This window comes from Aequorivita marina (genome assembly GCF_031631895.2).
GTDB lineage: Bacteria > Bacteroidota > Bacteroidia > Flavobacteriales > Flavobacteriaceae > Aequorivita > Aequorivita marina.
In genome coordinates this window covers 26,360-41,420 of record NZ_JAVMBW020000017.1, presented here as the reverse complement: position 1 = coordinate 41,420, position 15,061 = coordinate 26,360, and the positions used below count along the sequence as shown (strand labels likewise).

Genomic DNA, 15,061 nt, shown 5'->3' with positions numbered 1-15,061 from the left:
AGCTTATGTACATCGCCTTCCCCGCCTCGGCGGGGAAAGCAACTCTTTTTAATACGTTATTCACTTTTCCCCTATACTTTGTTTCCTATATGTCACGATATTTATCCTCGCAAGTGTGAGGATCTTTTCCAGACAATGCCAACGGATACCAATAAATAATCCAAAACATTGCAGGAATTGAAAAACTAAGGTGGTTATAGCGACGGGGCTCACCTCTTACCATTCCGAACAGAGAAGTTAAGCCCGTTTGCGCCGATGGTACTACATCCTTGTGGAAGAGTAGGTCGCCGCCTTCCTTTAAAGACCCAATCATGTATTTGATTGGGTCTTTTTTTTGCGACAAACCTAAAAAGATTGAGCACTGCTTCAAATCTATAAATTGGGATGATTGCTTTTACTATACAGACACACTTTTTTGGACGGTATCGCTCATCTTTATGCGTAAAATTATATCCGTTGCGGGCTGAATATGTTCAGCAAGTCGTAATTGAACTTATAGTATAGCTCGATACGATTTTTAAATAATAATCACTTGAATTACCATCGGTTTGTCCAATTAAATCGATAAAAGGACAATGGGTATTATGCCTATATATTTAGCCTTTTGCTAATAAAGTGGATAGAAAGAAATGGTCTTACTTTTTGATGCAGTATTTGTGATTTCCTGTTCGTAAGTAAAGCTATGCATCAGGATGGAATGTGGTATCAAGAAGTTTGAGGAACCAATAGCGTCTTAAACTGTTATTTGCAGCGTCAAATTGTGGATTCAACAGAACAACTTATTAATATTCGTAAAAGCTGGATTATTTAAATCCGTAGCGGAACATAACTAGGACCAAATGCAGGAAGATGCTAAGCTTTAGTAATTCTCTGAGGTTATGCCTGAGTATTTATCAGTAACTGTTCCCTAAGATGGCTAAACTATTTTCCATCGGAACTAGTCAATAAAAAAGCGACCTATTCCTTGGAACGGCCGCTTTTTCAAAATTTCACGAACAATAGACTACTGCTTTAGAATTTTAAAAGTTTTGGTAGCATTTGCCATATTGAGCTTTACAATATAAACACCGTCATTAAGCCTTTCCAAATTTATGTTTTCGGCACTGTTTGATAGGTTTTTGTTCAGCACATTTTGCCCTAAAACATTAAAAATAGAAATTCCGCTAAAACGGGCGTCATTAGATTTTAAGGATAAGATTTTAGCCTCGCTATTGTAAAAATGACTTATGGTTTCCGTAGTTTCAAAACTGGATATGGCCAACGGCTGCGAATTGGTTTTAAAGTTGTCTATATATGCCGAGCCTTCGTAGTTATCGTGAACAAACCGTAACTGATCTACCTGCCCCACAGAAACGGAAGTGCCCTCATAAATTACTTCGCCATTAATGTAGAATTTAACATCCTCACCAACTGTTTTAATCTTTACGTTGTACCAAGTTTCTTTTTCCCAATTATGCCCGGTGTAAACAACCTGAATACCCGTAGGGCCACCTTTTACGAAAACGTTTATGGAACCATCAAAGAAAAAGTTGATATAGGTTCTATAACGAGACTCAGTGATGTCAACCAACGCCATCAAAAAATTGAAATTGTTTGGATCTTGCTCTGAAAAATATAGATCTGCGGAAAATTCAGTATCATCCATTGAGACTGGGTCAGAATAATTATAAAAAGCGCCAATATATGGATCCAGTTTTCCGGGAAGATCAGGTTCTTTATTCAGTTTTAAGGAATAATTGCCATTACTGGCAAGTTCATCAGTAATAATTTGGTTTTCGATAAAGCCTCCATTTTCATTGTCTGTTGTTTCCCAATTATTTTGCCCATATATATTGCCCAATTCGTAACCTTCAGAAATTTCGAAAGATATTTCCTGTGCGCTTAGGTTAAAAGCGAAGGCAGTAATAAGGGTAAGTGCCAATGTAATTTTTTTCATAGTTTTATTTTTTAATATTCTGACAAAACTACCCAAATTTAAGAGAAGAACTGGGGTGTTTTGGCTTCATTGTAATAATTAAAATACTGAGAATAGGTTCCCAAAAAAACAAATAAACTTGTGGTATATTTATAGAAATTTTCTTTCCGCTTGGCCATCTCGGATTTTCCAGAGAACAGAAAGGTCAAGAAGCTGAAAATTTATTCCAAAAATTAAAAAATAATTAGTCGTGTCCGACTAAGATATAAGACCGCTGCGCTGAAAGACATAAGACGTAAGACTTGCTTTTTAATAGATTGAAAACTAGATAAAATTGATTAAACATACTTTTTAATTGATAAACTTTGATGCTAAGCATAATAGCATGCTGTCATTAAATAAAAAATATTCTAATTGCCTATTATCTGTGACTCAACAAATTTTCTCACTCTTTTAATCGGACACTAATGAAAAATCATGATCAAATAATTTTTACCTCATTAATTCCAAGTGGTTATAGAACAACTAACTGGCCAAAAAAACTACCGTTAATAAATTGGTTGGCACTATGGCGGATAACATTTTAATTTTGTGATTGGGAATATATTGCACGAGCAGGAAACCCAGCCACCAACGAATATTTAATTATCCTCAATTTGCTGCCGTAGGAGCAAATAACAAGACGTTTAGTTGGGCAAATATTCTTTCAAGGCAATGCCATCTGCTAGATTCACCCGTCTATAGGCTTAGTCAAAGGTCAGGATAGGCTTTACTTCCCAATACAAAAATTAGCAAAAATATTCCCTAAAAGCTCGTCGTTACTTATTTCACCAGTAATTTCACCAAAGTAGTACAGCGCTTGTCGAATGTCTATTGCCAAAAGATCGCCGCTTAGGTTATTGTCTATTCCTTCCTGCACTTTAATGATTTCTTCCAGTGCTTTTAGCATAGAATCGTAATGGCGACTGTTGGTGACGATGGTTTCGTTATTGCGAAGGGCGCCGGTGTTTACAAAATCAAGCAGCTGTTCTTGAAGTTCGTGAACGCCTTGGCCGGTTTTGGCAGAAAGTAATTTGAGGTTTGGGATTTGGGATTTAAGGTCTGAGACTTCTTCCTCGGAAAGGGTATCAATTTTATTTGCAACAATAATGAGGTTTTTGGCCGGATATCTATTTTTAATTTTTTCTATTTCTAATAAAACAGATGAATATCCTCCCCCTCGGGGGGAGGTGCCGAAGGCGGAGGGGGAAGCATCAAACAAATAAACCACCACCTGTGCAGCTTCAATTTTTTCAAAAGTTTTCTTGATTCCCATGCCTTCGATGGTATCTGTGGTTTCACGGATTCCAGCGGTATCTATAAAACGAAAACCAATGCCGCCAATCACGATTTCATCTTCAATACTATCTCTTGTGGTTCCGGCAATGTCGCTTACAATGGCGCGTTCTTCATTTAAAAGCGCATTCAGTAGTGTAGATTTCCCAACGTTGGGTTCGCCAACAATCGCAACTGGAATTCCGTTTTTCAGCACATTTCCTGTAGCAAAGGAATCTATCAAGCGTTTAAGTACTTGTGTTATTCTAGAGATAAGTTTTTGGAAATCGTCCCTATTTGCGAATTCTACGTCTTCTTCAGAGAAATCGAGTTCCAATTCAATTAATGAAGCAAAGTTTAATAATTCTTCGCGCAGTTTTTTTATTTCCGAAGAAAACCCACCACGCATTTGCTGGATAGCCAATTGATGACTTGCCGCACTATCACTGGCTATTAAATCGGCTACCGCTTCGGCCTGGCTTAAGTCCATTTTACCGTGTAGAAATGCTCGTAGTGTAAACTCACCCGCTTGGGCCATTCTACAGCCGTTCCGAAGGCATAATTGTATTATTTCTTGTTGAATATAACTACTGCCATGACACGAAATTTCCACCACGTCTTCGCCTGTATAGCTATTTGGATTTTTGAAAATAGTAGCGAGCACTTCGTCAACTACTTTATCGCCATCCTTGATATGCCCAAGGTGGACGGTATGTGTTTTTTGTTCTGAAAGTTTTTTTCCTGAAATAGAAACAAATAGAGTAGAGGCTATAGCAATAGCTTCAGGCCCTGAAAGTCTTATAACGGCAATTGCGCCGGCACCCGCAGGGGTTGCCATTGCTACTATGGTATCTGTGTGTGTCATGGACTGCAAAGGTAAGATTAAGTTTGAGAAAATTTTTAATCTTTCTTGAAGTTGCCAATACAATGGGGTTTATCCAAGCTCAATTTGCTTTTTTACCCATGCCATATTTTTTTGAAGTCTAAAATTGAACCATTCTTCTCTATAATCGGAATCGTTTTCTATTAAATGTTTGAAATTTCGAAATGGGTTATGTCGGTCAAGAGCATCTAATAATTTTGACGATACGCTGAGGGAATCTACTTGTCGGGCAAACTCCTCCATAACCTTGAACGCTTGAGTGGAATGCATGGGGTCAATTAAAATATAATCATCTTCATTCTCTTCAACCTTCTCAATTACTTCTTGCCACGGATTTTCTTCTTCCATCATCAAGAAGTCTTCAGCTTCTTCGGGAATTTCAATAAAAGTATTCGTAGCTTTTTCGTAATAGCATACCATCCCACACAATAAACTGTCTGCAATTTCCTGGATGACATTCTTTTCGGTTTTCATATTAAATATGTTAGAATTAAAGGGGGTAAATTTAATTAAAAATATTCGCCAAAAATGAGTCTATGGTAGCAATAATTTCAATTTGATCTGGCAATGATTATCAGAGCTTGAATTCTGGTTATAGCGTTTTAATGCTATTTTTTATTAACGGCAACTAATGCCTATGCAGTAGTTATACCAACTCTTTAATTTGAATTAATTCAGCATATAATATGTGGGAATAAACAAGCTGTTTTTTAAGATGAAATAAATTTAAGCCCAACTATTGAGGCAATGAGGGTAGCAATAAAAAAGATACGCCAAAAGGTAGCCGGTTCGTTAAAATAAAAAATGCCAACCAAAACGGTGCCTACAGCGCCAATTCCGGTCCAGACGGCATAACCTGTACCTATGGGGATGGTTTTGGTTGCTTGTATTAGAAAATACATACTAATGGCCAAGCTTAAAATAAAACCTAAAAACCAAAGTCGCGACTCCATGCCTGAAGTTTCATTTGCCTTTCCCAGACATGCTGTGAAACCAACTTCAAAGAGGCCGCCGATTATTAAAAGAATCCAATGCATTACAAATGTTTAAAAGTGTGGTGAGTTTATAGCTGTTGAATTTTTAAACACACATAATTGTTGCCGGCATTCAAAGTGTATAATTTGAATAGGGCGTACATCAATCTAAAATAAAAATAATTCAATCGGCTGGAGCAAGTTTGCTTAACCCTCCACTCTCCCGATAGCTATCGCGGATCATTTTTTACGTAAAATTTTACTAGGCCAAAACAGCGTATTTAAAATTTTGATTTTTTTGAAAAAAATACTCACTTAAAACAACATAGAGCAATTATTACGAAGTATGCTCATAAATTCTCTCGTATAGATCAATATATTGCTTTTTAATAACTTTTCGCTTCATTTTCATGGTTGGCGTAAGCTGTCCGTCCTCTATGCTCCAAACATCGGGCGTTAATTCAAATTTCTTAACTTTTTCCCACTGTCCAAATCGTTCGTTATAGAAATCTACTTCTTGTTGAATTCGGTCTATTACGGCCTGATTCCTTACAATTTCCTTAGGATCTGACGGAATGGTCCTTCCTTTTCTGCTGCCCCAGTCTTTTATAAACTCAAAATCTGGCTGAATTAAAGCTGCTGGCATTTTTTCGCCTTCGCCAATAACCATAATTTGTTCTATAAAACGAGATTGTTTCATTATATTCTCGATGGTTTGTGGGGCTACGTATTTTCCACCGCTAGTTTTAAACATCTCCTTTTTTCTATCGGTAATTTTTAAGAAACCTTCGCTATCCAATTCGCCTATATCGCCCGTATGGAAATAGCCGCCTTCCATAACTTTTTCAGTTTCTTCTTCATTTTTAAAGTATCCAAGCATTACTTGGGGGCCTTTTACCAAAATTTCACCATCGTCTGCTATTTTTACTTCGGTTTCTCGAAGTGGTTTTCCAACGGTTCCAATTTTAAAACCATCTTCGCGCATATCGTTCACCGAGATTACCGGGGAAGTTTCAGTTAAACCATACCCTTCCATGACCGGAATTTGAGCCGCATTAAAAACACGTGCCAAACGCGGTTGTAGCGCTGCGCTTCCAGATGCAATAGCCTTAATATTACCGCCCAAAGCTTCTCGCCACTTACTAAAAATCAATTTGTTTGCCAGTTTCAGTTGCGTTTCATACCACCAGCCGTTTGCGCCATAGGGCTCGTATTTTAAGCCTAGGTCTATCGCCCAAAAGAAAAGCTTCTTTTTAATTCCAGAAAGTTCACCTCCTTTGGAATAGATTTTATCGTAAACTTTTTCTAATACCCGCGGCACTGCCGTCATCACTTCTGGATGTACCTCGTTTAGGTTTTCACTAATTGTATCGAGCGATTCAGCAAAATAAAGCTCAACACCGCAAAATTGGTACATATAGTGTAACATACGCTCGTAAACATGGCATACAGGCAGAAAACTTAAACTAGACGATTTACCATTAATAATTGGGAGGCGTTCCGCACTAAACTTGGCGTTACTGGCAATGTTTTTATGCGAAAGCATTACCCCTTTAGGCTTTCCAGTGGTGCCAGATGTATATATTAAGGTGGCTACATCATCTTCGTTAATAACCTCCATGCGTTTTTGCACTTCTTCTTGATTGCTGTCGTCCTTACCTTTTTCTAATACCTCGCTCCAATTTTTGGCACCTTCAATTGTATTAAAAGTAAAAACGTCTTTTAACGAGGGCACATTCTGCTTTATGGCCATTACTTTTTTATAGACTTCCTCATCAGAAACAAAACAATATACACACGCGCTATGGTTTAAAACATATTCGTATTCTTCCTCTGAAATTGTAGGATAAATAGGTACATCCTGGGCTCCAGTTTGCATAATTCCGATATCGCAAATGTTCCATTCCGTTCTATTGGTAGAAGAAATTATGGCAACTTTGTCATTGGGCTTTACGTCCATTCGCAATAGGGCGCGACTAATTGCATTGGCTTTATCTAGATATTCTTTAGTTGAAGTAGCTACCCATTTACCGTCATACTTGGTGTTGAGGGCTTTTTGTTGTGGGTATTTTTCAAGTTGATAGTATGGAAAATCGAAGAGTCTTTTTGGGTCGTTCATTATCTGAATTTGTTAAGGAAGTGAAAATAGCAAAATTATTTTAGATTCTCTTAAAAAGAAAAAGGAATGACGCTGTTACGCCATTCCTTAAAGATACAAGTTTTTAAATAATTCTTGAATAAAAATACAAAAAGCTACTATTTATTCGCTAACCATTTTTCCGCGTTTACAAAAGCTTCAACCCAAGGGGAAACTTCATCGCTTTTTCTTTTTTCAGGGTAGTGCGCCCAGTTCCAAGGGAATGTGGAGCGTTCTAAGTGTGGCATCATCACTAAATGACGCCCCGTTTTATCGGTCATCATTGCGGTATTAAAATCGCTGCCATTCGGGTTTGCGGGCAATTTATCATATCCGTATTTCGCAACAATGTTGTAGTGCGCTTCTTTTTTAGGAAAACTGAACTTTCCTTCACCATGGGCAGACCAAATTCCTAAAGTGCTTCCTGCCAATGAAGATAGCATAACTGAATTGTTCTCCTGAATTTTTACTGAAGTGAAAGCACATTCAAACTTACCAGTATCGTTATGAAGCATTTTTGGCTTTTCTTCGTCGTCTGGATTAAGCAATCCTAGTTCAACAAATAGCTGACATCCATTGCAAACACCCAGTGATAACGTATCATCTTTCGCGAAGAAATTCTTTAATGCTCTGTTCGCTTTTTCATTGTATAAAAATGCCCCGGCCCAGCCTTTGGCACTTCCTAAAACGTCGCTATTGCTAAAACCACCAACCGCTACTAATAGCTTTATATCTTCCAAAGTCTCTCGGCCTTCAATAAGGTCAGTCATGTGCACATCTTTTACGTCAAAACCAGCAAGATGCATCATATACGCCATTTCGCGTTCGCTATTACTTCCTTTTTCCCGAATAACCGCAGCCTTAGGGCGTTGGTTGCCAAGCGGAGTCGAGGTGGGAAGTTTTCCTGTGAAATTCTTCGGAAATTCAAACTTTAATTCCTGGTTTTTATAGTTTTCATAACGCTCTTTTGCCAATGTTTTACCGCTTTGGTTTTGGTCTAGCAAATAGGAGGTTTTATACCAAACATCTCGCATTTCTGGAATGCTGAAGCTAAGATCTTCAGAATTATTTTTTATATGAAGTGTTTCGTTTTCTGAAACAGTTCCTATCTTTTTGAAATCTATATTCTTTTCAGACAGTAATTTTTCAACTGAATCATCGTCACTAGCTTGAATTACAACTCCTGCATTTTCAGCAAAAAGTAATTTTACTAAGTCGTTTTCGCCTAAGGAAGAAAGATCTAGGCTAGCACCCAAATTAACAGCTGCAAAACACATTTCTAGTAAGGTGGTAATTAACCCCCCTGAAGCAATGTCATGGCCGGCAAGTATTTTATCGTCCTTGATTAATTCCTGTAAACCATTAAAAACAGTTTTAACGTATGCTGAATTTTTAACATCGGGAGTTTCATTGCCAATAGAATTTAAAATCTGTCCAAAGGAAGAACCACCCAGTTTAAATTCGTCTTGCGAAATGTTGATATAATAAATGCTCGCGCCGTTTTTCTGAAGTACAGGCTCAACCACCTTTTTTATAGCATTACAATTCCCAGCTGCCGAAATAATTACAGTTCCGGGAGATATCACTTCATCATCCTTATACTTCTGCTTCATTGAAAGCGAATCTTTTCCCGTGGGAACATTGATTCCTAAATCAATTGAAAAGTCTGAAACTGCTTTTACAGCCGCGTATAGTCTAGCATCTTCGCCTTCGTTATTACAGGGCCACATCCAGTTGGCAGAAAGTGAAACGCTTTTTAGACCGTCTTTTAATGGCGCCCAAACAATGTTTGTTAATGCCTCGGTAATTGCATTTCTGGAACCCGCGGCAGGATCAATCAAAGCTGTTAATGGAGAATGCCCAATTGAGGTGGCAACGCCTTCCTTACCTTGATAATCCAGCGCCATAACGCCGCAATTATTTAACGGAAGCTGTAATGGACCCGCCGTTTGCTGCTTGGCAACGCGACCGGTAACACAACGATCTACTTTGTTGGTAAGCCAATCTTTACATGCCACGGCCTCCAATTGAAGCACCTGCTCTAGGTATTCTTTTACTTTTGAAACCTCATAAGCAGCACTTTTATAATTTCTGTTTAAGGTTTTATCTTTCATTATTGTCTTTGGAGAGCTACCAAACATATCTTCCAAAGCGAAATCCATGGGTTTTTCACCTTTTTTATTTTCAAAACAAAAACGTTGGTCTCCGGTTACGTGGCCAACTTCGTACATTGGGGAGCGCTCACGATCGGCTACTTTTTTAAGGGTTTTCATATTAGCCTCGCTAATGATGAGCCCCATTCGTTCTTGGCTTTCGTTGCCCATAATCTCTTTGTCTGATAGCGTAGGGTCGCCAATAGGAAGTTTGTCCAGCATAATTCTACCGCCGGTATCTTCAACCAGTTCACTCAGGCAGTTTAGGTGTCCGCCAGCGCCGTGATCGTGAATAGAAACAATAGGGTTCTGGTCGCTTTCTACCATTGCACGGATAGCGTTTGCGGCACGTTTTTGCATTTCGGGGTTGCTACGCTGAATAGCGTTTAGCTCAATTCCGCTGTGGAATTCGCCAGTATCGGCAGAAGAAACCGCAGCGCCGCCCATTCCAATTCTATAATTTTCCCCACCGAGGACAACAATTTTATCGTCTTTAACAGGTTTGCCTTTAATGGCTTGGCTGGCTTTGGCGTATCCAATACCGCCCGCCAGCATGATTACTTTATCATAGCCTAACTTTCGGTTTTCAGCTAAGGCATCGTTTTCTGAATCTGCAGATTCGTTGTGCTCAAAAGTTAAAACTGACCCAGCGATTAATGGCTGGCCAAATTTGTTTCCAAAATCTGAGGCGCCATTACTGGCCTTTATTAAAATATCTAAAGGAGTTTGATACAACCAATCGCGTTCTTTCATGGGTTTTTCCCAAGGTCTGTTTTCTTCAAGCCTTGAATAGGAGGTCATATAAACCGCTGTTCCCGCCAAAGGTAATGAGCCTTTTCCGCCGGCAAGACGGTCGCGAATTTCTCCGCCACTTCCGGTAGCAGCACCATTAAATGGCTCAACGGTTGTGGGGAAGTTGTGCGTTTCAGCTTTTAATGAAATTACACTATCAAAGTCTTTTTCTGCGTACCAATCGGGCTTATCGCCACTTATTGGTGCCCATTGTTTTACTTTTGGTCCTTTTACAAAAGCTACGTTGTCTTTATATGCCGAAACGATATCATTTGGATTTTCAGCAGCAGTTTTTTTAATAAGCTTAAATAGCGATTCGGGCATTTCATGGCCGTCTATTTCAAATGTGCCGTTGAATATTTTATGCCGGCAATGTTCACTGTTTACTTGGCTGAAACCAAAAACCTCACTATCGGTTAATTTTCGGCCTATTTTATTTGATAGGTTTTCTAAATATTCAACTTCTTCAGCATTTAATGCCAGCCCTTCTTTTTGGTTGTATTCTGAAATATCTTCTATTTCTAAAATAGATTCTGGGGCAACATCAATATCAAAAATATCTTGATCTAATTTTTCAAATTTCTGCGATAGCATAGGGTCTAACACCACTGATTTATTTGAGCTATGGTGAAATTCTTCAATTCTAAGTATTCCGGTAATCCCCATGTTCTGGGTGATTTCCACCGCATTAGTACTCCATGGAGTGACCATAGCAGCACGTGGGCCAATAAAAAAATCCGTCGCGTTTGTCAACAGGACGGATTGCTTTATTTTAGGTTGGTTGCCAAAAAGCCAAACCAATTTTTGTATGTTTTCTTCTGAAATAGTTCCGTGGGCTTGGACTGCGAAAACGGTGTTTTCTTCATTCCCAAAAAAGTGAATCATTCTTCCTGATTTTTGTTGGTTTTACAAAACTTCACCTAAACAATAGCTTCGGTAAAATAAAGGTGCAAAGATAGCTATTTTTAGAGATATTTGATTCACTAAAAATACCGATATCAGAAAAAATAAATTCGAGGAAGAATCTAATCCTTAACAAGTAGAAAACCTAATTGCGAAGCCTTAAAATCTGTAATCTTTTATTGTTTTCCTTTTCTTTGTAGCAACGAGATATAAAATCCATCAAAACCACTTTTACTCGGTAATATTTTTTCCTCACGTACTAAGGTGAAATCTTTGCCTTCCTCACGTTTCAGAAAATCTTTTATTTGGTTTTCATTTTCTGACGGAAGAATAGAGCAAGTAGCATAAACTAACTGGCCGCCTGACGTTACCATTCTTGAGTAGCTATCTAAAAGTTCTTTTTGGGTATCGCGAATTTTATCTAGAAATTCAGGCTGCAGCTTCCATTTGGAATCGGGGTTTCGTTTTAAAACACCCAAACCAGAACACGGGGCGTCGATAAGCACCTTATCTGCTTTCCCAATTAATTTTTTGATTGCCTTTGTGGAGTCTATAGTCCGGGTTTCAATATTAAAAATCCCGTTTCTTTTGGCTCGGCGCTTTAGTTCCTTCAATTTGTTTTCATAGATGTCCATTGCAATTACGAGACCTTTGTTCTCCATCATGCTTGCAATATGAAGGCTTTTTCCGCCGGCACCTGCGCAGGCGTCAACTACGCGCATTCCAGGTTTTGCATCCAAAATTTCGGCTACTTTTTGTGAAGAAGCATCCTGTACTTCAAAATGTCCGTTTTTAAAAGCGTCGGTTATAAAAACGTTTGTGCGTTCCTTTAATTTTAAGGCAGTTGGATAGCCTGGGATGGTTTCGGTTTCAATGTCAAGATCAGCAAGTTCTTTTTGAAGCTGCTCAACCGTCGTCTTTAAGGTGTTTACACGTAAAACAACAGCTGCCAACTGATTTAATGCTGCAATTTCCTTGTCCCATTTTTTGCCTAGCTCTTTTGCTCCTAGCTCATCAAGCCAATCTGGAAGCGATTCACGGAACTTTCTGATTTTAGAAAGTTCATCGAATCTACCTTTAATACGCCGAGTTGGCGTGTCTTCAAACTGTTTCCAATCTGGAATTGCAATTCCGTTAAGCGTTGCCCAAACCGTGAAAAGCCTAAATAAGTTAGGTCTATCAAAGGGCTCGCGGACTTCGGCGATTTCGGCATACAGTCTTTTCCAACGCACAATGTCGTAGGTGGTTTCGGCTATAAACGCCCTATCTCTTGCACCCCAACGCTTATCGCGCTTTAAGGTGTTTTTTAATACTTTATCGGCCTGTTTGTTTTCATTGAAAATCAAGTGCAGGGAGTCTATTGTTGCAAATACCAGGTTTCGGTGTAGTCTCATTTTAAGGTGTGTTGGGTGTTTTTAACACGTCCCGAAAGCTGTCGGGATCAGAAATAATCTTTAATCTAATCGTGTTTTATTAAAGGTTTTCAATATGTAGAAAACTTTAATGGCTGCAAAGGTATCTCTTTGAAACTGAAATTGAAACTGAAATTGAAATCGAAATTGAAAAAAATCTTTCAGCTTTGTGCTATGAAGCTAAAATTGCTGGAGTATTTACTCAGAATATGAATTTCCTATTGATAGTTATACTATAGCTATGATGGAGTTCTGAAATTGAAATCGAAACTCAAATTGAAATCGAAAATATGGAAGCTTATGTTTTATAATTTGAAATGTTACTTTTGTCAAAAAAAATTACCAATGCGAATTACTATTTTTCTGCTTAGTTTCTTTACCATACTTTCCTGTAGCAACAGTCCTGAGGTTGCATTTAATTCGGTTAAAATAACTCCAGTATTTGTGGATAGCTTGAGTATTCGCGCTATAGAGCCTATTGATGCCGATAGGGTTTGGTTTGCAGCCGATAAGGGGAAAGTAGGGCTTATTGATGGCGATACGCCTAAACTTGCAGTAATTAAATACGGCGATTCCCTGCTTCACTTCCGGTCTATTGCAAGCACTAAAGATGCTGTTTTTGTATTGAGCATAGCCAATCCAGCGGTACTTTATAAAATAGATTTTAACGGTACTGAGGCTACTAATATTAATGAGGTGTATAATGAAAAGAGTGCCGATGTTTTTTATGATTCCCTGAAGTTTTGGAACGATAAAGAAGGAATTGCCATTGGCGACCCCATAAATAACTGTATGTCGGTAATAATAACTCGTGATGGTGGCAAAACATGGAATAAATTACCGTGTGACAATCTACCAGCTGTTGAAAAGGGCGAAGCAGCTTTTGCAGCAAGTAATTCTAATATTGCAATTTTTGGTGATAACGCCTGGGTGGCTACCGGCGGTAAGAGGTCGCGGGTTATGCATACTGCAGATAAGGGCAAATCTTGGGAGGTTTTTAATACGCCTATGCTTCAGGGGAAGGCGATGACGGGAATTTATAGCATTGACTTTTACGATGCCAAAAACGGTGTTATTATAGGCGGGAACTGGAATGACAAAGCTTTTAACGAAGGGAATAAGGCCATAACAAAAAATGGCGGAAAAACCTGGAAACTCGTAGGCAATGGAAAGGAGCCTGGGTACCGTTCTTCAGTAAAGTATATTCCCGGAACAAAAGGGCAGGGGCTTGTTGCTGTTGGCTCACCAGGGATTTCTTTTAGTAACGATAGTGGTGAAAATTGGACCGAATTATCGAAAGAAGGCTTTTATGCCATCGAATTTGTAAACGACAGTATCGCTTTTGCTTCAGGAGATAAAAAGATTTCTAAGCTCGTCTTTCAGAAAGAAGAATAACTTTAATTGTTTTTCCTGACATTTACCTATATAATACACACTTCAGGATAACTCGACTAAAACCTTTGTTTTAATAGGCTAAGGCACTGGGGTTTTAATGCTTCGGTGTGTGCGGCTATGGAGATTGCATTTCTGATTGCAATCAACCTCCGTTTCAACTGCATTGTTACATTGAAATTAACCATTTGCCAACAATACTTTATGAAACAATTAGCTTATCGTGCATATTGGTTTTCACATCTTGCACGTTCTTATTATTACTAATTCTATAAAACCCCAAACTTATGAAGTTATTGAAAAATTTTAAGGCACCTTTACTTGCAATTGCTGTGGCAGGTGTATTTACTGCATGTTCATCTGATGATGACAACACACAAGATCTTGAAAACGGCAAAGGCCAGCTTGGTATTTTTGCCGCAGCTAGTTATTCCCCAACGGCTGATAAAAACAATTTAGCTGGAAATTCAGTGATCGAACTTTCAAAATTCGCAGTGAATATCGATGAAATTGAATTGGAGTATGACGATATTATCGACGAGGACTCTTTTTATAATAGTGATGATGATATTGAATTAAAAGGACCTTTTGAACTTAACTTGCTAACCGCAGAACCAGTAGAAATTGTTACTGTTGAGCTTCCAAATGGTCGTCTTGAGGAAATTGAGTTTGAATTTGATAAAAATGAATTATCAGAAAGCGATCTCTATAATCAGAGTATTAGAATGGAAGGTACCCTAGATGGTGTTCCTTTTGTGTTCTGGCACGATTTTGAGGAAGAGCTGGAACTGGAATTTGACGAAGACGATAGCCCTCAAGGTCAAATTTATAATGATCAAAATGGGATCGTTATTAATTTTGACTTAACCGCCATCTTAGACCCTACAAGTGGCGTTGATCTTTCAACTGCAGTTGATAGAAACGGCGATGGCCTTATCGAAATTAGTCCAAACGATACCGATGGCAACCAAGACTTGGCCGAAGCCATGAAAGAAACCATTAAGAATCAGATTGATTTATTTGATTAAAGAATATCATTCTTTTAAATAACTAGACCGACTCCAGCTTTGGGGTCGGTTTTTTTATATATTAGGATTTTTTTTGGTGTATTTATTTATGGTTTATTAAGCGGTTTTAACCAATTAGAACTTCTAAAATTGCATAATATAAGGAACAAAAATAATTG

The 15,061-nt window shown here is 38.4% G+C and carries 9 protein-coding genes and 1 rRNA gene; 3 read left to right on the top strand and 7 right to left on the bottom strand.

The window, feature by feature from the left end; all coding sequences use genetic code 11:
• Nucleotides 1-186 precede the first annotated feature (186 nt).
• Nucleotides 187-296: ribosomal RNA gene (rrf, locus tag QPK98_RS14660) — 5S ribosomal RNA — on the top strand.
• A 707-nt stretch (nt 297-1,003) separates the two neighbouring features.
• On the opposite strand, the gene QPK98_RS14655 is transcribed toward rrf, so the two are convergent.
• The 7 genes from QPK98_RS14655 to QPK98_RS14625 form a co-directional block, all read right to left on the bottom strand.
• Nucleotides 1,004-1,936, bottom strand: a complete 933-nt coding sequence (locus QPK98_RS14655; protein WP_310994218.1) for a T9SS type A sorting domain-containing protein — start codon at nt 1,934-1,936, stop codon at nt 1,004-1,006.
• Between the two features lie 748 nt (nt 1,937-2,684).
• Nucleotides 2,685-4,094 (bottom strand): tRNA uridine-5-carboxymethylaminomethyl(34) synthesis GTPase MnmE, encoded by a 1,410-nt coding sequence (gene mnmE, locus QPK98_RS14650; protein ID WP_310994217.1) that lies wholly within the window; start codon nt 4,092-4,094, stop codon nt 2,685-2,687.
• A gap of 69 nt (nt 4,095-4,163) precedes the next feature.
• Complete coding sequence (locus QPK98_RS14645; protein WP_310994216.1) at nt 4,164-4,586, bottom strand: UPF0158 family protein; 423 nt, start codon at nt 4,584-4,586, stop codon at nt 4,164-4,166.
• A gap of 236 nt (nt 4,587-4,822) precedes the next feature.
• Entirely contained in the window at nt 4,823-5,149 is a 327-nt protein-coding gene (locus QPK98_RS14640; protein ID WP_310994215.1) for a DMT family transporter, read from the bottom strand.
• Between the two features lie 274 nt (nt 5,150-5,423).
• Nucleotides 5,424-7,205 (bottom strand): AMP-dependent synthetase/ligase, encoded by a 1,782-nt coding sequence (locus tag QPK98_RS14635; protein ID WP_310994214.1) that lies wholly within the window; start codon nt 7,203-7,205, stop codon nt 5,424-5,426.
• A 137-nt stretch (nt 7,206-7,342) separates the two neighbouring features.
• Complete coding sequence (purL, locus tag QPK98_RS14630) at nt 7,343-11,053, bottom strand: phosphoribosylformylglycinamidine synthase (protein WP_310994213.1); 3,711 nt, start codon at nt 11,051-11,053, stop codon at nt 7,343-7,345.
• Between the two features lie 194 nt (nt 11,054-11,247).
• Complete coding sequence (locus QPK98_RS14625; RefSeq protein WP_310994212.1) at nt 11,248-12,465, bottom strand: RsmB/NOP family class I SAM-dependent RNA methyltransferase; 1,218 nt, start codon at nt 12,463-12,465, stop codon at nt 11,248-11,250.
• A 363-nt stretch (nt 12,466-12,828) separates the two neighbouring features.
• Here QPK98_RS14625 and QPK98_RS14620 point away from each other — a divergent pair, with 363 nt between their 5' ends.
• Together QPK98_RS14620 and QPK98_RS14615 are read left to right on the top strand one after the other, a co-directional pair.
• A complete protein-coding gene (locus QPK98_RS14620) occupies nt 12,829-13,878 on the top strand; it encodes a WD40/YVTN/BNR-like repeat-containing protein (protein ID WP_310994211.1) in 1,050 nt (349 codons plus the stop codon).
• Between the two features lie 284 nt (nt 13,879-14,162).
• A complete protein-coding gene (locus QPK98_RS14615) occupies nt 14,163-14,903 on the top strand; it encodes a hypothetical protein (RefSeq protein WP_310994210.1) in 741 nt (246 codons plus the stop codon).
• Nucleotides 14,904-15,061: the final 158 nt, after the last annotated feature.